Genomic DNA, 20,591 nt, shown 5'->3' on the forward strand with positions numbered 1-20,591 from the left:
TCGTCGCTACATCATCTGGCGGAACAAGCACGCAGTCGACGAGAAACTACGCGAGATCGTCGACAGGGCAAACGTTGCGTGATGCGGCACTAGCGCAAGACGATACGAGCCGAGAACAGCTACATCGCTGACCTGACTCATCTCTCGTTCTGTGACGGGACTGTCGAGGGTTCGGGCACGATCGAGGTTTAGCTTCACTACCTCTGCGTCGAGTGCTCGACCGTCACGGAACGTAACATCGTCCCGCAATGTCAGGAATAGGGTCGATCCATCGCTACTGTAGGAATGCTCGCGCACGAGTCGCCCGTGGACCTGGCCTCGAGCGTCGACGGTGAAGAGGCGGTCGTAGACCGAAGGGAGACCGTAGCGAAACCAGACGGCTTCGCTGGTGGCCATGTGCGGATCCAGGTTCGCGGGTCCGACAGCCCAGGCGAACCGCAAGGTACCATCAGGGTCGACGGTGAGGTCGGTTCCGGCGCCGCCAACCGAGGTTCCTTGACCACAGGCGGTGGAAACCAAAGCTGCGCCGGCCAGCACGCTGCCGAAAAGAAAGTCCCTGCGTTTCATATTGTCTCCTGTGCGATCGAGGCCTTTGGAATACGATGCCGAAAAGTGAAGCGCGCGAACGATTCACGCAGGTCAGTCGCGAAGGGCTCGCAACAACGGTTCGTAGACGGCGTTGTCCGACGGTTTCGCAGAAGGCCAGTTGTCGGTACGCACGATGAGGTTGCATCCATCGTTGATCCACTTGGATCGCCAGCGTGCGACGATTCGAGGAAGCGGGCCGACCAGCCAGCATTCGTCGATGTATTCGTCCGGGATAGCAGCTTCGGCCTCAGCGATGAAACCGGCCTGGTAAAGCTCGACGACCCGATCTGCGACTTCGGAATAACCGCGCCAGCACATCAGGTCGTGGAGACCGCCCTTACCGCCATAGCCAGGGCCCCGGCAAAGTCGCATAGCTGCATGTCAGGCGGCATGAAGTAGATCGATCGGCCGGTGTGGGTCACGGCTGTGGTGCCGTAATCCCACGGCGATGCTGGTGTGGCCGGCCAGTCGCAGGATGCTGATGGCAGTGTTTCGGATGGCAGCCATGACCTGTGGGCCGGTGCCGGTGCGGATGGTGGAGCGGTCCTCGTCGAAGGTGACGTCCCGGACCCAGTGGAGCCGGTTCTCGATGCCCCAATGTCCACGGATCCAGGTCGCGATCTGCGTCGGAGCTGCGGCAGTCATGGGCATCGAGGTGATCAGGTAGACGATCTCGACGCTCTTGCGGCCGTTCCGGGTGACGGTGCGGCGGACCTGCAACACCTGCGTCGCGTGCGGGAATCCAAGTCCGGCACCGACTTCGGTGGCCTTGACCGTGCGACGTTCGAGTCGCCCGTGACCAGCTCCTGCGATCGACGAGGAGACCGGAATTTCATTCCAGGGCAACGCTTTCAACAGGTTCCGTAGAGCACGCTGGTTGTTCTTCACCGTGAACACGTAATGCCCGCCGCGGCCCACGATGTACTCGGCGGTCGCTCGCTGACAGTGCAAGGCATCCGCGGTGACCACCACATCGGTGAGGTCCAGCATGCCGAGCAGGTCGGTGATCAGCGGGATCTCGTTGGTCTTCGCGCCGACCTCGACCTGCCCGAGCACGACTCCGCTGCCGTGGTCGAGCGCCGCGAGCAGATGGGTGAGATGTCCGGCAGTGTCCTTCGCCCCGCGCAGGGTTTTGCCGTCGACGGCGATCACCCGGCGGCCGTCGACCACCCGGGTCCGCAACCATGCCCACACGCCGATGACCTGGTCCAACACGGCTGCATCGACACGTCCGAGTGTGCGGCGGATCGTCGACTCAGATGGCACCGGGGCGGCCACCCCGAGTCTCCCGAGGGCTTCGGCCGGCGCGTCGGCCCATTCGGCGATCGCGGTGAACGATCTCGCACCGGCGCACACCGCAGCCAGTGTCACGGCCAGGATTGCGGTGAGCCGGTGCCGGACCCCGCGCCGGGCTCGTGGATCGGGTACCTGACCGAGTACCTCGAGGATCCCGGTGTCGGACACTCGGGTGGGCATGGGAGAAGATGGGACTGCGGGCACGACTCGTTCCTGGTTGTGGTGCTGGTGTAGGAACTTGAATCATCGCCGAGACGGTCGTGCCCGCCCTGATCTGCGCCCCTCGATCCGGCGTCATCCCACCCGAAACCGCAGCTCATCGCGCATCACTCACGACTTTGCCGGGGCCCTGCCGCCATAGCCCCCGACGTAGCGGGCGGCATATTCCTTGAATTCGGCGAACCCGCCCTTGATATCGTCGGTCACCAGGACATCGACGTGGGCCCAGATCGGAACGTTCTCGATTGTCATCGGAGTTTTCCGTTTGGCGAATCCTTTTTCGAGCATGGGTCGGTAGACGTCCATCACTCCTGGTGCCCAACTCCCGTTCGTGAGCAGACCGTCGGCGATATCTGCGGCGTGCGTGAGCATCAGTTCGGTACCACCGCCGAACAGGATGGGAATGCCGGGATCGGTTTCAAGGAGGGGCCTGCTCGGGGGTACTTCGGCTCTTCACCGGGTGCTCGGTACGGGATCGCGATGGCTCTGCCTTCGTGTTCGACCGATTCACCGTGAAACGCTTTCCGCATGATGGCCACGTAGTCGCGCATACGCCAGTACGGTGCATCCCACGGGCGCCCATGCCAGCCTTCGGTCTGGATGGGATTGGAGTTTCCGAGGCCTGCGATGATCTCTCGATCCGGCCCGGCCATGGGAACCGTTGCAGCAGCACTCGATGGAAGGCCTCGACCAATCGAAGAGAAATCGATTCCGGTCACCGTTGTCGTCCGCGAATCTGCACAATCAGACCTCGGCGCTCGGAGGAATGCCACACTTCAGTGAACATCCACCAATTCCGGAACTACTGAAGTTCCCAAAATGCCTGCAGCTGTATCAGTTCGACTCCTCAACCGACAGGAAAGTCTCCCAGGTTCCACGTACCTTCGGTCCCCCGCGACCAGCCCGACGCAGCCCACGTTCCACCATCCACGGGAAGAGTCGCACCCGTGATGTACGACGCGAGGGGTGAGCACAGGAATGCCACAGCCGCACCGCATTCGGAGATGTCTCCTTCGCGTCCGACCGGAATGTACCGGTCCATCGCATCCTGAAGTGCCGGCTCCCGGACCAGGTAGGCGGCTTCGTCGATCGGTCCGGTGCGCTGCCCGTGGTTGCCGGGCGTCACGGTCTGATCGGGCGTGATCGCATTGACGCGGATACCGTCCGCGGCCAACTCCAACGCCATTGTGCGGGTGAAGCTGAGCATGCCCGCCTTGCACGCGGCATACACGGCGAAGTTCGGTGCGGCCCGGGTTCCCTCGATGCTGCTGACGTTGACGATCGAGCCGCCCGCGGCACCGCGCCTCATGAGCGGAACAGCGGCCGAGGTCGCTGCGAGCATGCTGACCAGGTTGATGTCGATGTGCCGCCGCCAACTGCGCTCGCTCTGCTCGGCGAACGCTCCACCGCGAACACCGCCGGCGTTGTTGACCAGGATGTCGAGGCGTCCGAATTCGCGGTCGGCACGTTCGACGGCACTACGGACCTGTTCGGTGTCCATCACGTCGGTCTGCACCGCCAGCACCTTGCGGTCGCGCTCACGGATCAGCCCGGCGGTCTGCTCTGCACGCTGTGGATCGACCTCGGCGAGGACGATGTCCGCCCCGGCCTCGGCGAGCGCCAGCGCGATCCCCCGCCCGATCCCGCCGCCACCGCCTGTCACCAGCGCGACCTGTCCGGTCAGGTCCACGGTCATACCAGCCATGTCCGCCTCTCCTTCGAAAGCCCGCGCCGCCCAACGGTTTCGGTGGGCGGCGCGGGCTCGATGCTACTTTGTCATTCGGTGATCGCAAGGTCACGAAGGTCGTACGGCCCCCAGGTCGTCGCGTAGTCCATGTCCGTACTGAAGTTGCCGACCTTGTCACTCATCACCCACGGGTAGGTGATCCACACGATCGGGACACCCCAGGCCTGCTCGGTGAGGTACTTGTTCAGCTCGACCTTGCTGGCAGTGCGCTCGTCCTCGGTGCGTCGCGAATCCGTCACGTCGGCGATCAATGCGTCGTACTCCGGGGTCGTGCCCGCCGGGTTCTGGGTCGGCCCGATTCGCGTATTGAGGCCGGCCGCGAAACTGATTCCTGCCGAGGAGAACCCGACGAGAAGCGGATAACGACCGGACGCGAACTGGGTGTACACCTCGACGCCGTCGAGCACACGGGGCTGGAACCGGACACCCACGGCAGCGAACTGCTCCTGCACGACGTCGACCAGGCCCGGTGTCGTCGCCGACGACACCGCGATCTCCCCGAGATCGATGCCGTCCGGATAACCAGCCTCCGCAAGCAGCGCCTTGGCCTTCTCGGGATCGTACGGGTAGATGTCCTCGAGGCTCTCGTCGAACCCGGACAGCCCTTGGGGCACGAATTGCCACCGCACGCGGGACCCCGGGTACAGAGCCTCTGTGATCGTCTCCCGATCGATCGCGTGATTGAGGGCCTGTCGCACCCGCAGGTCGTCGAGCGGCTTCGCATTGCGGTTGATGGCGAGTTCCATACCGACACCGTGCGCCACCGGAACCGTGACGAGGCCGTCCCGACCTTCCACTGCTGCGATGTTGCCCGGCTGGAACTGTCCGATGTCGATCTGACCACCGGCGACGGCGTTGGTGAATGCCTGGAAGTCCGGAATTGCCGTGTGTTCGATGCGAGCCGGCTTGGCGGCGTCGGCGTCCCAGTAGTCGTCGCGGTCGCGCACCAGGACAAGCTTCTCGTTCGGAGCCCACGATTCCACGCTGTAGGCGCCGGATCCGTCCGCCGTCGTACCGGGGTCACCGGCCTCGAACAGGGGTGGGTTCATGATCAGGCCGGCGGGCCCGGCGAGCAGGTACGGCATCTGGTCGGTGGGCTTCGCGAGAGTGACAGTGACCTCGTACGGCCCCGTAGCGGTCACCTCGGCGATCGCCGACAGCGAGCGCTTGACCACCGGCGACTCGAGAGTGCGCGCGCGATCGAGGTTCTTCTTCACGACGACGGCGTCGAGCGGCGTGCCGTCCCGGAACGATGCGTCCTCGCGGAGATGGAACACGAGCTGTGTGCCGTCGCCGTTGTAGGACCAGTCGGTGACCAGCATGCCCTTGGTTACACCGTCGTGATCGACGGTGAACAGCCGGTCGTAGACGTTGTTGAGTCCGAAACGGAACGATGCGATTTCGGAGGTGGCCATGTGCGGATCGAGCGTGCTGACCGCCTGCGTCCAGCCGACCGACAGGGTGGCGTTCGTGTCGACCGCTCCCTGCCCTGCATCGGAGGAGGCGCCGGAGCTACCACACGACGAAACCAGAGCGGCGACAGCCAAACACGCAACCGCGGTGACTGCCCAGCGACTTCGGAACATGGAATGTCCTTTCACGGATCGGGTTCGAACACCGGAGCACGGCTACTGCCTGACGGCGCGGAGAGGGACTGCAGGCAAAGACGACACCCGAGGGGATATGACCTACAACACGGACACTACTTTGTGGTGGCCCACATCACAATCTCGAGACTGCAATCTCGTCCGCCAACATTGTTTTCCTACAGTCGTTTTACGACTCTGCGAGAAACTCGGCCGAGCCGTCCACCACGACCGCGCCGGTAGAATCGACGAGTTCGAGACCGAGTTCGACACATGCGGTGTCCCCACTCCGCCGGATCCCACGGACTACAGCTCGCGCGGTGAGCACCTCACCGCGATAGACGACCTTGCGGAATCGAGTCCGGAATCGCCTCACCGTACGGACCCCGAAGAGCTCCGTGCAGTAGGCAGCCAGATATCCGGCACCGAGCATGCCGACACTGAACGACGCGGGATACCCCGCCGCCCGAGCCATTTCGTCGTCGTGGTGCATCGGGTTCAGATCCCCACTCGCACCCTGATACCGCACCACGTCCGTCATGGAAATGGGCCCGAACTTGCGTGGAGGAAAGGTCTGTCCTGGCTGGACACCCACACTCGAAGCAGTCACTCCCCACCTCCGATCGGATTGAGAAAGGCAGAAGTGTAATAACATTCAGCCCTGAGTCGACCATCCGTGTCGGTGAAGCTCACGGTGAAGTGCACCAGTGCCATCGATCCCGACCGCCCTTCCTTCAATTCGACGGAGTCGAGCCCCAGTTGCGTCGTCACCGTCTCACCGGCGTGGAGGATATCGCCGTGGAAGACGTACTCCTGCTCGAGCGACAGGAGTCGGCGGACATCGGGAACGACTCCGATTGCCGCGCATCCTGCACGGGTTTCGGGGAGATCGAAGACCCGCGACAGATTGTCCCAGAACACGACTGTGGCGAGGAAGGTCGGCGGTATCGGGGCGGACGGGTCGTCCAGGTACTCGGCGCGGGAGGCGCCCGTCGCCGCAGCGTACTCACGGATCTTGCCACGTTCGATCGGCATCACTGCCATGGTCGCCTACCCCACCGTCCGGCCGGCCGGCGCGGGCCGGAAGGTGCGAAGACTCGGATGAGCGGCCGGAATCGCCGACAACAGCGTGCGACTGTATTCGTGTGTGGGATCGGCGAACAGCGTGGCTGCGTCGTTGCACTCGATGATCTCGCCACGCTTCATGACCGCGATGCGATCCGCGATGACCCGCACGAGGGACATGTCGTGAGAGATGAACAGATAAGCGAGGTTTCGCTCTTTCTGCAGTTCGCGCAGCAGGTTGACGACGTGCGATCGGATGGACATGTCCAGCGCCGCGACCGGCTCGTCGCACACCACGATCTCCGGGTCGGTCACCAGCGCACGGGCGATGGCGACACGCTGGAGCTGACCACCCGACATCTCGTACGGATAGCGATCGAGGTGATGCGCGGTCAGCCCGACCCTGTCGAGCAGCGCGGCGACCCGCTTGTCGCGATCCGCGGCACTGTAACCCCCCTGCGAGAACATGGGCTCGGCGATCGAATACCGGATCGGTGCACGGGGATTGAGCGACTTGAACGGGTCCTGGAAGATCATCGTCGCCCGGCCCCGGACCTTGCGCAGATCCGACCGTCCCATTGCCGTGATGTCTTCGCCGAGCACTTTGATCGTCCCGGCGTCCGGCTCGATCAACCGCAGCGCGAGACGTCCCACCGTCGACTTGCCGGCACCGGACTCGCCGACGAGCGCGAGCGTCTCGCCGCGTCGAACCTCGAGGCTCACCCCACGCACCGCGTCGACGGTCTCGGTGACGCGTCCGATCAAATTGCGTCTTGCCGGATACGATTTGGTCAGACCCTCGATGATCAGAGCCGGATCGCCTGTGTTCTGCCGGGTGTCGGTACGTGCAGCAGTTGCGGTCGTGTCAGGCATAGAAAGCGTCCTCCAGCGAAATCTCGTCGGTGCGGACGCAGCGGACGAGATGGTCGGTTCCGACGGTCGACAACGGGATGTAACCCGACGTGCACTCCTCCCGGGCATACGGGCAGCGGGGCGCGAATCGGCAGGACTCCACGAATTCGTGCGGCGGTGGCACACGGCCCGGGATGACGCCCATCTTCTCGGCATGCCTGACCGGGTCGGGCATTGCGTGTAGTAGACCAGCGGTATAGGGATGACCCGGGTTGTCGAACAGTTCGAGGATCGGCGCGTCCTCGACGATCCGGCCCGCGTACATCACCGCGGCCCGGTCACACACCTCGGCGACAACGCTCAGATCGTGAGTGATCAGCAATACGCCGAGGCCCAGTTCGAGCTGCAGTTCGTGGATCAGGCCGAGCACCTGCCGCTGCACGGTCACATCCAGAGCCGTGGTGGGTTCGTCCGCGATGAGCACATCCGGATCGCACGACAGTGCCATCGCCAGCATGACACGCTGGCACATGCCCCCACTGAACTCGTGCGGATAGGCGTGTGCACGCTTCGCCGGCTCCGGAATCCCGACCCGGTCGAACAGTTCGACCGCGCGCGCCCACGCGTCCTTTCTCGAGCACTTGCGGTGCCGACGTACCGCCTCGGCGACCTGATCGCCCACTGTGAACGCCGGATTGAGACTGCGCCGCGGCTCCTGGAAGATCATCGCGACCTCGGAGCCTCGCACCTCGTCGAGCTGTTTCTCCGGCAACGCATTGAGATCCCGGTCATTGACGACGACAGAACCGGAGACGCGGGCATTACGCGCCAGCAGGTGCATGATGGCGAGGGACGTGACCGTCTTGCCGGACCCGGATTCACCGACCAGCCCCAATGTTTCGCCCTTGCGGACGCTGAAGGCGACGTTGTCGACGATGCGGGTCCACCCGTGGTCCGGGGTCTTGAAGTCGACACACAGGTCGTCGACCTTCAGGACGACGTCCTGCTCGAGTGCCTTTTCCGTGGTGATGGTCATGCCTTGCTCCCGCCCTGGCTTCCGACTGCATCCCGCAGACTGTCGCCGAACAGCGACAACATCAGGATCGTGACGACGATCACGACACTGGACGGAATGATGGTCCAGCCGTTGATTGCAAGATTGTCGAATCCTTCCTTCACCATCGACCCCCAACTGGCCGTCGGTGGTTGGACACCCAGCCCGAGGAAGCTCAGGCCGGACTCGGCGACGATCGCGACGGAGGCGCCGAAGGAGATCTGGATCAACAGCGGGGAGATGATGTTCGGTGCCACGTGACGCGTCATGATTCGGATCGGCCCGGCACCGCCCGAGCGGGCGGCTTCCACGTAGTCCTCGTTGACGATTTCCCGGGTGCTGACCCTCACCAGGCGGAAGAATCGAGGGGCGAGAAGCACGCCGATCGCGATCATTGCGTTCGTCAGACTCGGTCCGAGGGCTCCGACGATCGCCACTGCGAAGAGCAGCGGCGGCAGCGACAACAACACATCGGACACCCGGCTGGTGACGGAATCGAGCAGACCGCCGAGGTAGCCGGCCATCAGGCCCAGGCTCGCCCCGACGACGATGCCGATACCCACAGCGAGTGCGGCCGCGGCCAGGTCGACTCCGGTGGCGACCATGAGCCGACTCAGGATGTCGCGCCCGACCGCATCGGTACCGAGCCAGTATTCACTGCTGGGGCTTTCGAGTCGATTCAGCAGGCTCTGCGCCGCCGGATCCTTCGGCGTCCAGAATTGCGCCACAACGCCGACGAGCACCAGGAATGTCAGCCCGACGAGGCAGAACATCCCCACACGATCCTGCAGAAGCCGCTTCATCGTGCGGCCCGGAGTGTACGAGAACAGCGTCTTGACGCTTCTCGCGTTCGTCACTGTAGTGGTCATTTGTTTCGGATCCTCGGGTTCAGGTAGCCGTACGAGATGTCGACGAGCAGGGTGACGAGCAGGACGATCACGCCGCTGACCAGGACCACACCCTGCATGGTCGGGATGTCACGGTTGATGACCGCGGTGACGCCGAGCTGGCCGAATCCCTGGATGTTGAAGATTGCCTCGATGATCACCGCCGCGCCGACGACGCGGCCGACGTTCAGTCCCAGCACCGTGATGTACGGGACCGCTGCGTTCTTCGCAGCATGTTTGCAGACGAGTGCCATCTTGCTCAGACCCTTGGCTCGGGCCGTGCGGATGTAGTCCTGCTCGAGCGCGTCGATCATGGCGCCGCGCGCCTGCCGGGCGAGCTCGGCGAGGCTGATGGTGGCGATCGCGATCGCGGGGAGCGTCGCATACATCAACCACTCCCCCACACCGTCGCTGAGCGGGGCGTACCCGGTGGGCGGGAAGATCTGGAGGCCGCCGAGCGCGAACCATTTCACCAGGATCGCGGCGAGCACGAACGGCGGGACAGCGAGCAGGAATACCGAGGTCCCGGTGAGGATCCGGTCGAACAGGCTGTCGCGCTTGACCGCGGCGAGTATTCCGAGGGGAATACTCAGGATGACGACCATGAGCATCGCGAACAGACCGATCGACAGGGTCCTCGGGAGCCGGCGGGCAATCACCTCGGTGACCGGTTCGTTGGTGGCGAACGACGTCCCGAGATCACCTTGCAGTGCATTCCAGACGTAGGACAGGTACTGATGCCATACCGGTTGGTCGAGGCCGAGTCGCTGGCGCACCGCGGCGATCGCCTCGGGCGATGCGTCGGCGCCGGCGATGATCGCGGCAGGATCGCCGGGGGCGATTTCTACGAGCAGGAACACGATGACGGTCAGAATCAGAAGCATCGGCACAACTGTCAACAGTCGTGATGCCATGAACCGCAACATGGAAAACCCTTCGTTCGGCTGGGCATGCGGTGTGGACGCGTCCGGTGAGGCCGGGAAGAAGCGACAACCGACCGGGCCCGAGTACGGGCGTGCACGCCACGGTCCTGTTCATTGTGAGGCGCGCCACTTAGGTTGTCAACACTACTTAGTTAACTATGTGCACTTCATCTGCACGCGCAGCAGCCGGTGCTGCGGGCACCGGAGTGTCCGCAGCACCGGCTGCAGGCAGTGTGAGCTATTCGGCTGTGGTGCAGTCCGATTCAGTCGGTCACGGGACGGAACACGGGCAGCTTCCACCCATCGGAGATCGGCGAGAAGCACACCTCGACATCCATTCCGATCGCCACTTCGTCGGGGTCGACGTCCACGACATTGGTGACCAACCGGGCCGGGGCGGCACCTTCGAGGTCGATCACGGCGCCGACGACGGTGATGTCGGGCAATCCCGGGAAACCGTGGACGACGGCGAAGCTGTACACGGTGCCACGCCCGGAGAGCTCCGGCCACTTCTTCTCGGTGGACTGACATTCCGGACAGAAGGGGGTCGGAGGCATCCGGAAGTGCCCGCAATCTGCGCATTGGCACGCGACGAGTCGCTCCTCCTTGGCTGCCTGCCAGAAGGGTTCGGTGTGCGGATCGGTCGTGATCTGGACGGCGTCGCCGGGCAGCGGCGTTGCCACGATGTCGCTCATGCCGCACGTCCCAGGATCAGGCCACTGACGGGCAGCGACGCGGGACCGCCGGTCGCCAGGGCGAACTCGGCATCCTTCACCTGATTGATCGCAGTGCCTCGCATCTGCTCCACCGCCTCCATGATGTGTGTCATTCCGATGATGTAGGCCTCGGACAGCTGACCACCGTGGGTGTTCACCGGGATCGAGCCGCCGTCGTACCGGATCGCGCCACTCTCGACGAACGCGCCGCCCTCGCCGCGCTCACAGAAGCCGTAGTCCTCGAGCTGCATCAGAACCATGGGCGAGAAATGGTCGTAGAGCAGTGCGACATCGATATCCTTGGCAGTCAGCCCCGACTGCTCGTACAAACGCTTGGCGATCGGGGCGTTGCCCGCAGATGCGAAATACTCGTCGGGCATGCCGTACCACGCGAACGCGCGACCCCACTCACGACGGCCACCGTGTGCAACCGCCACCACGGGCACCGGCTTCTGCCGCAGATCCTTCGCACGGTCCGAACTCGTGGTGATCACCGCGACCGCACCTTCGGTCTCCATGCAGAAGTCGTACAGGCACAACGGGTCCGCGATCATGCGACCGTTGAAGTATTCCTCCCTGGTGAGAGGTGTCTTCTGAATGGCCTTGGGACGATTGAGTGCATTCTGCCGCTCGGAGATCGCGATCTCGGCGAATGCATCACGCGTTGTGCCGTACATGTGCATGTGACGACGTGCGAGCACCGACATCAGGTGGCCGGGGCCCGCGAGACCCGAAGGCTGCAGGAACGAACTCAGCGGATCCGGGGCCTTCGCCGCGAAAACGGTACCCAGACGCTGCTTCTGCTGCTGCAACGCCATGACGGTTACGACGGTCGTCGCCTGACCTGAAACGATTGCTGCGCGCGCAAGCCCGATGGAACCGGCAGATCCACCACCGCCGGAAGTCAGCGATGCCGTGAACGTGACCTCCGGGATGCCCAACGTCTCCATGAAGTCGGCGGTGTCCATCTTGTCGCCGTACCCCGCGCCGGCTCCGGAATAGTAGGCGAAGCCGTCGATCTCTTTCACCGAGATGCCCGCGTCCTCGCATGCTGCGAGGATTGCCTTGCCTGCGAGTTCGGTGATGGTCTGAGGCGCGGAACCTCCGCGCTTGTAATAGGGGGTGGCGCCGACACCGACTATGGCGACATCCCGCAGTCCGTTGCTCAAGACAGCTTCTCCGTTCGGTTATCCGGTCGGCCGACGTACTCCGGGGTCCCGCGATCGGGGCACCACCGGAGTCGTTACGGCTTCACGCTCGTGTCATGCGCGAATACCCACACATGACATGTATCACATAGTAATCTATGAAGACTTCATATACCAGGCGTTGCCCTGCTACTTGCCGAGCAGTTGCCGGGTGAGGTCCCGGAAGTGCTGCGAAGTCAACAGGTGGCCCTGCCGAGCACCGGCCTGGTCGAAGTTCTCCTCGTCCGGCCACGCCGCCCGGCGGGCAAGGGCGGCATAATCCCCCAACACCCGGCGATCGATGTACGACAGTGCCTCTACCCGGGCGAGAGCCGCCGTAAGAGCGTCGGGCTCACCGCTTTCGGCGAGACCGAGTTCGACTGCACGCTCGGCCGAGACACGCTCCTGCGTCGCGAGAAGTTGCCACAGTCGCTCGGGGGCGACGCGGTGCAACAGAGCGGTCCCTCCCGTGCCAGGAATCAATCCCGCCCGCGCCCAGCCCTGCATGAGGAAGCCCTTCGGACCCACGAATCGCATATCGCACGCCAGCGCCAGGTCCATTCCGAGACCGACAGCGGCACCGTCGACTGCGGCGATCGTGGGGACGGGGCAGTCGCGAAGGGCACGCACCATCGCCTGGACCCGACCGTAGATGGTTCGGTGGATCTCCTCCGGCGTCAAGGTCCGGCCCAGCTCCGCGAAGAAGGGGAGATCACCACCCGCGCAGAACTGGCCCTCGCCCGCGAGAACGAGTGCCCGGGCGGCCGATTCGGCCCCGGCTCCGGTGATGGCCTCGGCGACGAGATCGGCGTCGTCGGCGGAGAGGGCGTTGCGCTTGTCGGTCCAGCGCAGGGTGACGATCACTGCACCGTCTCGAATTTCGGTGGTTACCGGCATGGGATGGTCCTCGCTGTGATGAGTGGTCCGAGAACGGCACAACCCGCCAAGCGGAGCGACAGACACGCCCGGCGGGTTGGATCCGTTCGAAATGATGATCAGGCCTGGCCTGCGCGACGCCGTTCCGCACGAAGCTCACCGTTGCGCTTGAGCATCTTCGCGGCGACTCGCTCGAGCTCGGCCGGTGCCGTGGGCAGCACAGCGAGGCCGGTTTCCCTGCTCGGCAACGCGATCGTGGCGGTCGCGGGGCAGGTGACCTCGCCACGTTGGCTGGTACCACGCAGCTCGATGTCGATCAGATGACGATCGCCCTCGACACGCTTGCCGACGACCTCACCGGTGAAGGTGTGGGTGTCGCCCATGTAGTTGAACTTGCGCATCTGGCTCGACATGGATTCGAGCCAGCCGTCGTCGCCGATCCAGTCGGTGAGGAAGTGGGTCAGCCAGCAGTCGCGCATCATGCCGTAGTCGTATGCAGCCGGCAGGCCGATCGACCGGGCGTAGTCGCTGTCCCAGTGGATGCGCTGCGCGACATCGGGGATGCCCTGCTCGTTGGGGATGTAGAAGGGGGCGATGCGTTGACGGTTCTTGTAGCTCAGGCGGCTCGCCGACGGCGTGTAGGGCGCGAAACCGTATCCGCCCGAATGGAAGACGACCATGTCGGTGGTCGTCAGCGGTCCCTTGGCCATGGTCCCGAGGCTGTCGCCGACCTCGACGTCGTCCCAGTAGCGGGTGTTCGCGCCCCGAACCTGCTCTGCCGCGTAGATCTCGTCGATCTTCGCGATGTCCTCGGAAGTGTAGGACGCGGGCTCGATGGCGTCGTACTTCTTGCGCTTCTTCGACTCGTGACGCTCGGTGTGGATGGTGATCACCCGCTGCGTCTGCACGACCTCGGCGCGCTGGTTGAACTGGACGTGGATGCGGGTGACGATGAGCGAGCGGCCCGCGAACTCGGACTGCTTTTCCTCGACCTTGTCGAACCCCTGGAACGAGTAGAGAGTGTCGCCGTCGTACACCGGCCGGTACCAATTGGTGGTGGTTCCCGAAACGAAGACGTGAATGCCGCGGAACGACGGACGTCGCTGCTCGCGAGGCACCGGATCCGCGAGCAGTTCCTTGGTGAGCGCGATGTTGATCATCGGCGGGGCGATCTGCCCACCCCAGCGGGTGTCGAGACCGTACTCCTCGTCCACGAACAGCGGATTGTCATCGCCGTAGCTGCGAGCGAAGTTCCGCATGATGTCCGGGGTCGCCCGCGTGTACTGCTCTCGCTGTGTCACCGCATGGTAGACACCCACGAGATCCTTCGCCCGCTGGACGTCCTCGTCCTTGAAGGTGTAGATCTCGGGATTCTTCTCTGTCGTGTCAGACGTGCTCATGAAGTACCTCCAGGGTCTTTTCGGGGGCGCCGCGGGCGGCAGGCACTGGGAAGCGGCTGCATTTCTCGACACGGTCGTCCACCCCGCCTACTCCCCCACAGTAAGTGCACCTAGTGAGAGATGTAAAGCGGCAGATGCCATCTGTCGCGGAATGACGACCGGCGGGACGTAGGCTCGAGCGATGAGTACGCGCGCATTCTCATCCCTCGGGGCCATGTCGGGGTCGGTACGAATCCCCAAGACCGCCGAACTCGTTGCTGCGCGACTGCGCCGCGAGATCGTGCGCGGCGAACTCGCGACCGGTGACATGCTTCCTCCGGAAGCGACACTCATGGAGGATTTCGGCGTCTCCCGCGCCACATTGAGGGAAGCATTCCGCCTGCTCGAGGCCGAATCCCTCATCCAACGGAAACGGGGAGGCCACGGCGGTGCGGTCGTCTCGAGACCCGACATCTCCGTGGCGGCACGGAGCGTCGGATTGATTCTCCAGATGAACGGCACGACGCTCGAGGAGATCTACGCTGCCCGAATCGTCTTCGAACCGGTCTGCGCACGTCTGTTCGCCGAACGTCGCACCGACGAGGACGTCGCGGAACTCCGCTCGTGCCTCGCGAGCATGCGCGCTGTGACCGAGAAGGATCTGAGCACCAGCAGAGGGCCCCGACACTGGGCCGACCTGACCATCCGTTTCCAGTCCACGATCACGGACCGGTGCGGCAACAAGGCCCTGAGCGTCCAGGCGGGGGTGCTTCGGGACATCGTCGCGACCCACCAGGCGACCGCCATTGCCCAGGGCAACCATCTCCCCGGGGTGTGGCGGCATTTTCTCCGAAATATCCGCTCGTACGAGAAGCTCGTCGATCTCCTCGAAGCCGACGACGGAGCGGGCGCCGAGGCGCACTGGGCGGCGCATCTGACCGCAGTGCGCAAGCTCGTCCTCGGAAACGACGCCGGCCGGACCGCGGTCGTCGACATGTTCGAGTAGAGCGCCGCCCCTCACGAATACGACGGTCCGGCCGGTGGGCACCGGCCGGACCGCCGCTTTCGTTCTCAGACGCTTGCAGCGTCCTCCGAGTTCTCGAGACGTGCAACCACGTGCCTGCGCACGAGCTTGCCGGTCTCGGTTCGGGGAAGTTCGTCCCAGAACACGATCCTCTCGGGAGTTTTACTGCTGCGCAACGACTCTCGCACGAAGTTCCGGAGCTCCTCGACGTCGACGGTGGCTCCGGGGTCCAGGACGACGGCGGCTTCGATCCGCTGGCCCCACTCCTCGTCCGGAATGCCGACGACCGCGACGTCCATCACGGCGGGGTGCCTGAGCATGACATCCTCGATCTCGGCCGGCGCGATGTTCTCTGCTCCACGAATGATCGTGTCGTCGACACGCCCGCCCACGAAGAGGAATCCGTCCTCGTCGAGGTAGCCCTTGTCGCGCGTATCGAAGAACCCGCGGTCGTCGACCATGCGGCCGATGCCTGCGTATTCCGCTGACACCTGCTCGCCTCGCACACAGATCCGTCCGGTTACCCCGGGAGGCACAGGAGTGTCGTCGACGTCGCGGATCTCGAGATCGACGCCGGGAACCACGCGCCCCACGGATCCGAGCCGCGCCCGGACCTTCTCGTCGTCGCTCGCGAGCGCCGCGCGATGATCCTCGGGACCGAGGACAGCGACGGTCGAACTGGTTTCCGTGAGCCCGTAGGCGTTGACGAAGCCCGTGTCAGGCCACAGCCGCAGCGCACGTTCGAGGACCCGCGCCGGCATCGGCGCGCCACCGTATGCGAGTCCGCGCAGGCTCGGAACGTCCTTGTCGGCCTCCGATTCGATGATTCGCGCAAGCATGGTGGGGACCACCAGTGCGTTCGTGATCTCCTCACGCCGGACAGTGTCGAGCCACTGCTCCGGTGTGAACTGCTCGAGCACCATGGTGCGCCGCCCCGCATACAGGTTCGTGATGACGTTCGCGACTGCTGCAATGTGATAAGGGGGAACGCTCACCAACGCGGCATCGGCCTCCTCTGCAGAAGCGAATTCGACAGAGCCCAGCACATACGACGTGAGGTTCTCGTGGCGGAGCAAGACCCCCTTGGGGGCGGACGTGGTACCGGAGGTGTAGATGACGACAGCCGGGCTGTCGACGTCGACCACATTGTCCTCCGCGTCCGTGACCGGTGACGTCGCGAGTTCCTGCAGCCACTGCCGGGGCGTCCGGACCGGCAGGCCCGCCCGCTCGAGAGCTTCGGTCTGGCCCGGGTCGGCGATGCCGAGCGCCCTCGGATGATTGGCGAGCAACGCATCGAGTTGCTCGCGGCCGAGCCGGTAGTTCACCGGCACGAGCGGCACGCCCGCGCGTGCTGCCGAGAACATGGCCACGGGAAACGCGGGGCCGTTGACCGCGAGGTATACGACGGCGTCGGCACCGGCATCCTCGATCGCGGCAGCCCCCGCGATCGAGAGCTCCTGCAGCCGCGACGCAGAGATCCCGGCATCACGAGTCCCGATCACGATTCGGTCTCCGAAGCCGTCGACGGCCATGTCCAGCAACATCGTCAGATTCATCAATTACTCCAGTCGAGGAATCGGGTCGGCGAACGCGCGTCAGTCCGAGGACGGCAACGGCTTGGCGGCCTTCAGCGGCAATGCGCGTCCGTCCAGGTCCAGTCGGCCTGTACCGGGCTTCGTGCACAGAATTTCGAGCCCCACCTCGTCGTCCGCGTAGCGCTTGCCGAGTTGTGCGCCGCCGACGAAGGCGGGATCGATGGCGGAACCGTCGCCCTCGCCCTTCTTCCCGACCACCATTTCCACACCGCCGCACGTCAGCGACACGTCTGCCCGGGGCGCCCGGACCACCATCACGGTGGTGCTGTCGACAGAGCTGGCCAACGACTGACCGACCTTGAGAATCACGATTCCTCCACTTCGAGCAAGTTCCACGGGGCCACTCCGACGACCCGGACTCCGAGTCCTGATCCCGGACGACTCCGCGTCACCACAGTAGCGCGCATCACATAGTTAAGATAGTACTATAAGTGATCTAAGAACAAGCGGTCGACGACGGGGAACCCAGGAACGCTGTGGCCCTCGAGCGACCCGTCCACCCAGCATCAGGAGCAGAGATGAACATCAGCGGCAAGAAGGCCATCGTGGTCGGGGGTGCCTCCGGCATGGGAAAGGCAACCGCACAGGCGCTCGTCGCGCAGGGGGCTCAGGTCGCGATTCTCGATCGCGAGAGCAGTAGCGGCGCAGAGGTCGCGGCCGAGATCGGTGCGGTCTTCCATCCGGCCGACATCACCGACTTCACCGGCGTCGAGGAGACCTTGAACAAGGCCGTCACCGACCTCGGTGGCCTGCACATCATCGTCACCACTGCCGGTGGAGGATCTGCGAAGAAGACCCTCGGCCGCAGCGGTCCCCACGACCTCGAAACCTTCCGCGCCATCGTCGATCTGAACCTGATCGCGACATTCAACCTCAACCGCCTCGCCGCTGCGCATATGGCCCTCAACGAGCCCGAGGACGAGGAGCGCGGCGTCATCATCAACACCTCGTCGATCGCCGCCTTCGAGGGTCAGATCGGTCAGGTCGCCTACACGGCCGCCAAGGCCGGCATCGCCGGAATGGCCCTGACGATGGCACGCGACCTCGGTCCGAACGGCATCCGTGTCCTCGCGATCGCACCGAGTCTGTTCGCCACCGGCGCGACCGCCGGAATCCCGGACGACCGCGTCGCTCCCCTGGTCGAGGACGCCGCTTTCCCGAAGCGGATGGGCCGGCCCGAGGAATATGCCAAACTCGCCCTCGCAATCGTCGACAACGCCATGCTCAACGGCCAGTGCCTGCGTCTGGATGCCGGCCAGCGGTTCGCTCCGCGCTGATCGAGAACCACTCGACAACTCACAAGGAAGAACGCTCATGCCACTCGCGATCACCGACGACCACCGCGACATCGCGGACGCCGTCCGATCATTCCTCTCGGGCCACGACGCCGCCGCCCTCGCGCGGCGGGTGGTCGACGACCCGAACACCGATACCTCGACTCTCTGGAAGCAGTTTGCCGACCTCGGCTGGCTCGGGTTGCACCTGCCGACACGATTCGGCGGCGCAGATGTCGCCCTCCCCGAAGTCGCGATCGTCGCCGAGGAACTCGGCCGGCAACTCGTCCCGGTACCGTTTCTCGCGTCGGTCGCCACGTCGGCGGCACTTGTTGCCGCCGGCGACGAGCAGCAGCAGACGGATTGGCTCCCCGGATTCGCCGACGGCAGCACGATCGCGGGCCTAGGAGTCGCCGGCACCGCGACCCTGTCCGGCACCACCGTTTCCGGTGACGCGGGCCTCGTTGTGGGCGCCCTCGGTGCGACCGTGCTCGCCCTGGTCACCGGGGACGACCTCGTTCTCGTCTCACCCGACGATCAGGCCGTCACCCTCGTCCCTGCACCCGACTTCGACCCGGGCCTGCGCCTCGCCCGAGTCGTGCTCGAGAACGCGAGCGTTCGGGCAGTCGTCGCGGGGGGAGCACGGATCGCCCGGCATACCGCGCGCGTGATCGCGGCCGCCGAGGCCGCAGGTGGTACCCAGGCGACTCTCGAGACGGCACTCGCGTACGCGAAGGTCCGCGAGCAGTTCGGCCGGGCCATCGGCTCGTTCCAGGCGATCAAGCACCACCTCGCGAACATGCTGGCGACGAGCGAACTCGCGATCGCGGTGGCGTGGGATGCGGCGCGTGCCGGAACCGACGGCGACCAGGCAAAGCTCGCGCTCGACGCCGCGCGTGTGATCGCCTTCGACTCGTACGTCACCAACGCGGAGAAGAGCATTCAGATCCACGGTGGCGTCGGTTTCACATGGGAACACGACTGCCACCTGTTCCTGCGTCGCGCCCACGCCCTGCGGTCGCTGTTCGGCGATGTCGACGGTGCACTTGACTCGATCGTCGAATCGGGTACCTCCGGGGTCCGGCGGCACTACGCGGTCGATCTGCCCGCGGAGGCAGAGATCTACCGCACTCAGGCCCGCGAATTCGTGCAGAAGTACAACGCGGCGGCGGAGGCCGAGCGGCGGGCGCTTCTCGTCGATTCCGGTTACCTCATGCCGCACTGGTCGGAGCCGTTCGGGCGCGCCGCGTCCCCGGTCGAACAGCTCGTGATCGATGAGGAGTTCTCCGGCGTAGAGCTGCCGAACCTCGGGATCGGTGCCTGGATCCTCCTCACCCTCACCCAGCACGGCACCCCCGAGCAGATCGAGCGGTGGATCCGGCCGGGCCTCATGGGGGATCTGGTCTGGTGCCAGCTCTTCTCCGAGCCCGGCGCCGGTTCCGACGCCGCCGCCGTCGCCACGCGCGGAGTGAAGGTCGAGGGCGGCTGGCGCATCACGGGCCAGAAAGTATGGACGTCCAACGCGCAGAACTGCAACCGCGGTCTGGCAACAATCCGCACCAACCGCGACGTGCCGAAGCACAAGGGCATCACCGCGGTCGTCGTCGATCTGACGGCGCCCGGGGTGACGGTGCGGCCGCTGCGCGAGATCACCGGCGACGCGGTCTTCAACGAGGTCTTCTTCGACGATGTGTTCGTCCCGGATGCCGACGTCGTGGGCGCCGTCGACAACGGCTGGACCGTGGCACGGGCAACGCTCGGCAACGAGCGTGTCTCCATCGGCGGCGGAAGCACCGGTGGCGACGAGCGATCGGCGTACTCGTTGCTCCCGGTGGCGTCGAAGTACGCCCCCGGGGACGTGACGGTTACTCGCGCGATCGCCGGACTCGCTGCCCGCGAACAGGCGATGGGCGTGCTCAACGTCCGGCACGTCGTGCGTGCGGTGACAGGAAGCGATCCCGGCCCGGAAGGCAGCATCACGAAGATGCTCGCTGCGGAGCACTCCCAGCACGTCGGTGAACTCGCACTGCGCATCGCCGGACCCGCGGTGGTGGCCGGCGACGAGCCGCAGCTCGCATACAACTACCTGATCTCGCGTGCGATGACCATTGCCGGTGGCACGTCCGAGATCAACCGCAACGTCATCGCGGAGCGGCTGCTGGGTCTGCCCCGCGAGCAGATCGCCAACTGAGGCACTGCCCTCGACTACGGAATACCGGGGGCCGGACACAGTGAGGTTTTCTCACCAGGAGTTCGCTGACGGCGGCCGGGGACATTCGGGCGGTGTGGCGTGAGATGAGGACGTGGGGTCCTACCTGGTAGA

Annotated in this window: 21 protein-coding genes and 1 pseudogene; 3 read left to right on the forward strand and 19 right to left on the reverse strand. The window is 64.9% G+C overall.

What is annotated here, in order from left to right; all coding sequences use genetic code 11:
• Positions 1 to 6: 6 nt before the first annotated feature.
• The 17 genes and pseudogenes from ACWDUD_RS29625 to ACWDUD_RS29705 form a co-directional block, all read right to left on the reverse strand.
• The gene (locus ACWDUD_RS29625; RefSeq protein ID WP_450111648.1) at positions 7 to 567 is read right to left on the reverse strand and encodes an ABC transporter substrate-binding protein; all 561 of its coding nucleotides are present in this window, start codon (positions 565 to 567) and stop codon (positions 7 to 9) included.
• Positions 568 to 639: 72 nt separating this feature from the next.
• Entirely contained in the window at positions 640 to 906 is a 267-nt protein-coding gene (locus ACWDUD_RS29630) for a hypothetical protein (RefSeq protein WP_248673075.1), read from the reverse strand.
• A 63-nt stretch (positions 907 to 969) separates the two neighbouring features.
• A complete protein-coding gene (locus ACWDUD_RS29635; RefSeq protein ID WP_248673074.1) occupies positions 970 to 2,064 on the reverse strand; it encodes an ISAs1 family transposase in 1,095 nt (364 codons plus the stop codon).
• Positions 2,065 to 2,214: 150 nt separating this feature from the next.
• Positions 2,215 to 2,517: pseudogene (locus tag ACWDUD_RS29640) on the reverse strand (hypothetical protein); the annotation flags it as partial.
• Positions 2,475 to 2,756 carry an LLM class flavin-dependent oxidoreductase gene (locus ACWDUD_RS29645; protein WP_368862554.1) on the reverse strand — a complete coding sequence of 94 codons (282 nt, stop codon included), beginning with the start codon at positions 2,754 to 2,756 and terminating at the stop codon, positions 2,475 to 2,477. The pseudogene ACWDUD_RS29640 and the gene ACWDUD_RS29645, both read right to left, overlap by 43 nt.
• A 194-nt stretch (positions 2,757 to 2,950) precedes the next feature.
• A complete protein-coding gene (locus ACWDUD_RS29650; protein WP_248673073.1) occupies positions 2,951 to 3,808 on the reverse strand; it encodes an SDR family NAD(P)-dependent oxidoreductase in 858 nt (285 codons plus the stop codon).
• A gap of 71 nt (positions 3,809 to 3,879) precedes the next feature.
• Complete coding sequence (locus ACWDUD_RS29655) at positions 3,880 to 5,436, reverse strand: ABC transporter substrate-binding protein (RefSeq protein WP_450111649.1); 1,557 nt, start codon at positions 5,434 to 5,436, stop codon at positions 3,880 to 3,882.
• 190 nt (positions 5,437 to 5,626) lie between these two features.
• Positions 5,627 to 6,046 (reverse strand): MaoC family dehydratase, encoded by a 420-nt coding sequence (locus ACWDUD_RS29660; protein WP_450111650.1) that lies wholly within the window; start codon positions 6,044 to 6,046, stop codon positions 5,627 to 5,629.
• On the reverse strand, positions 6,043 to 6,471 hold the full coding sequence (locus ACWDUD_RS29665) for an FAS1-like dehydratase domain-containing protein (RefSeq protein ID WP_248673175.1): 429 nt from the start codon (positions 6,469 to 6,471) through the stop codon (positions 6,043 to 6,045). The genes ACWDUD_RS29660 and ACWDUD_RS29665 overlap by 4 nt, the downstream gene beginning before the upstream one ends.
• A 15-nt stretch (positions 6,472 to 6,486) precedes the next feature.
• A complete protein-coding gene (locus tag ACWDUD_RS29670; RefSeq protein WP_248673070.1) occupies positions 6,487 to 7,374 on the reverse strand; it encodes an ATP-binding cassette domain-containing protein in 888 nt (295 codons plus the stop codon).
• Entirely contained in the window at positions 7,367 to 8,389 is a 1,023-nt protein-coding gene (locus tag ACWDUD_RS29675) for an ABC transporter ATP-binding protein (RefSeq protein ID WP_248673069.1), read from the reverse strand. The genes ACWDUD_RS29670 and ACWDUD_RS29675 overlap by 8 nt, the downstream gene beginning before the upstream one ends.
• On the reverse strand, positions 8,386 to 9,276 hold the full coding sequence (locus ACWDUD_RS29680; protein WP_248673068.1) for an ABC transporter permease: 891 nt from the start codon (positions 9,274 to 9,276) through the stop codon (positions 8,386 to 8,388). Before ACWDUD_RS29680 ends, ACWDUD_RS29675 begins: the two co-directional genes overlap by 4 nt.
• On the reverse strand, positions 9,273 to 10,220 hold the full coding sequence (locus tag ACWDUD_RS29685) for an ABC transporter permease (RefSeq protein ID WP_450111651.1): 948 nt from the start codon (positions 10,218 to 10,220) through the stop codon (positions 9,273 to 9,275). The genes ACWDUD_RS29680 and ACWDUD_RS29685 overlap by 4 nt, the downstream gene beginning before the upstream one ends.
• 260 nt (positions 10,221 to 10,480) lie before the next feature.
• On the reverse strand, positions 10,481 to 10,912 hold the full coding sequence (locus tag ACWDUD_RS29690; RefSeq protein ID WP_248673066.1) for a Zn-ribbon domain-containing OB-fold protein: 432 nt from the start codon (positions 10,910 to 10,912) through the stop codon (positions 10,481 to 10,483).
• Positions 10,909 to 12,102, reverse strand: coding sequence for a thiolase C-terminal domain-containing protein (locus tag ACWDUD_RS29695; RefSeq protein ID WP_248673065.1), 1,194 nt, complete (start codon positions 12,100 to 12,102; stop codon positions 10,909 to 10,911). Before ACWDUD_RS29695 ends, ACWDUD_RS29690 begins: the two co-directional genes overlap by 4 nt.
• Before the next feature lie 168 nt (positions 12,103 to 12,270).
• A complete protein-coding gene (locus ACWDUD_RS29700; RefSeq protein ID WP_248673064.1) occupies positions 12,271 to 13,017 on the reverse strand; it encodes an enoyl-CoA hydratase/isomerase family protein in 747 nt (248 codons plus the stop codon).
• A 98-nt stretch (positions 13,018 to 13,115) separates the two neighbouring features.
• Complete coding sequence (locus ACWDUD_RS29705; protein ID WP_248673063.1) at positions 13,116 to 14,396, reverse strand: FAS1-like dehydratase domain-containing protein; 1,281 nt, start codon at positions 14,394 to 14,396, stop codon at positions 13,116 to 13,118.
• A gap of 181 nt (positions 14,397 to 14,577) precedes the next feature.
• Here ACWDUD_RS29705 and ACWDUD_RS29710 point away from each other — a divergent pair, with 181 nt between their 5' ends.
• Complete coding sequence (locus ACWDUD_RS29710; RefSeq protein WP_248673062.1) at positions 14,578 to 15,381, forward strand: FadR/GntR family transcriptional regulator; 804 nt, start codon at positions 14,578 to 14,580, stop codon at positions 15,379 to 15,381.
• A 65-nt stretch (positions 15,382 to 15,446) separates the two neighbouring features.
• Here ACWDUD_RS29710 and ACWDUD_RS29715 read toward each other — a convergent pair whose 3' ends face one another.
• Positions 15,447 to 16,955: a class I adenylate-forming enzyme family protein gene (locus ACWDUD_RS29715; RefSeq protein ID WP_450111652.1), complete on the reverse strand. Its 1,509-nt coding sequence runs from the start codon at positions 16,953 to 16,955 to the stop codon at positions 15,447 to 15,449.
• A gap of 39 nt (positions 16,956 to 16,994) precedes the next feature.
• Positions 16,995 to 17,303 carry a hypothetical protein gene (locus ACWDUD_RS29720; RefSeq protein WP_248673060.1) on the reverse strand — a complete coding sequence of 103 codons (309 nt, stop codon included), beginning with the start codon at positions 17,301 to 17,303 and terminating at the stop codon, positions 16,995 to 16,997.
• A 209-nt stretch (positions 17,304 to 17,512) separates the two neighbouring features.
• Between ACWDUD_RS29720 and ACWDUD_RS29725 the strand changes: the two genes are divergently transcribed.
• Positions 17,513 to 18,271, forward strand: a complete 759-nt coding sequence (locus tag ACWDUD_RS29725; protein WP_248673059.1) for an SDR family NAD(P)-dependent oxidoreductase — start codon at positions 17,513 to 17,515, stop codon at positions 18,269 to 18,271.
• 37 nt (positions 18,272 to 18,308) lie between these two features.
• Positions 18,309 to 20,459 (forward strand): acyl-CoA dehydrogenase, encoded by a 2,151-nt coding sequence (locus ACWDUD_RS29730; protein WP_248673058.1) that lies wholly within the window; start codon positions 18,309 to 18,311, stop codon positions 20,457 to 20,459.
• Positions 20,460 to 20,591 lie beyond the last annotated feature (132 nt).

The sequence above is a fragment of the Rhodococcus sp. NPDC003382 genome (assembly GCF_053589135.1).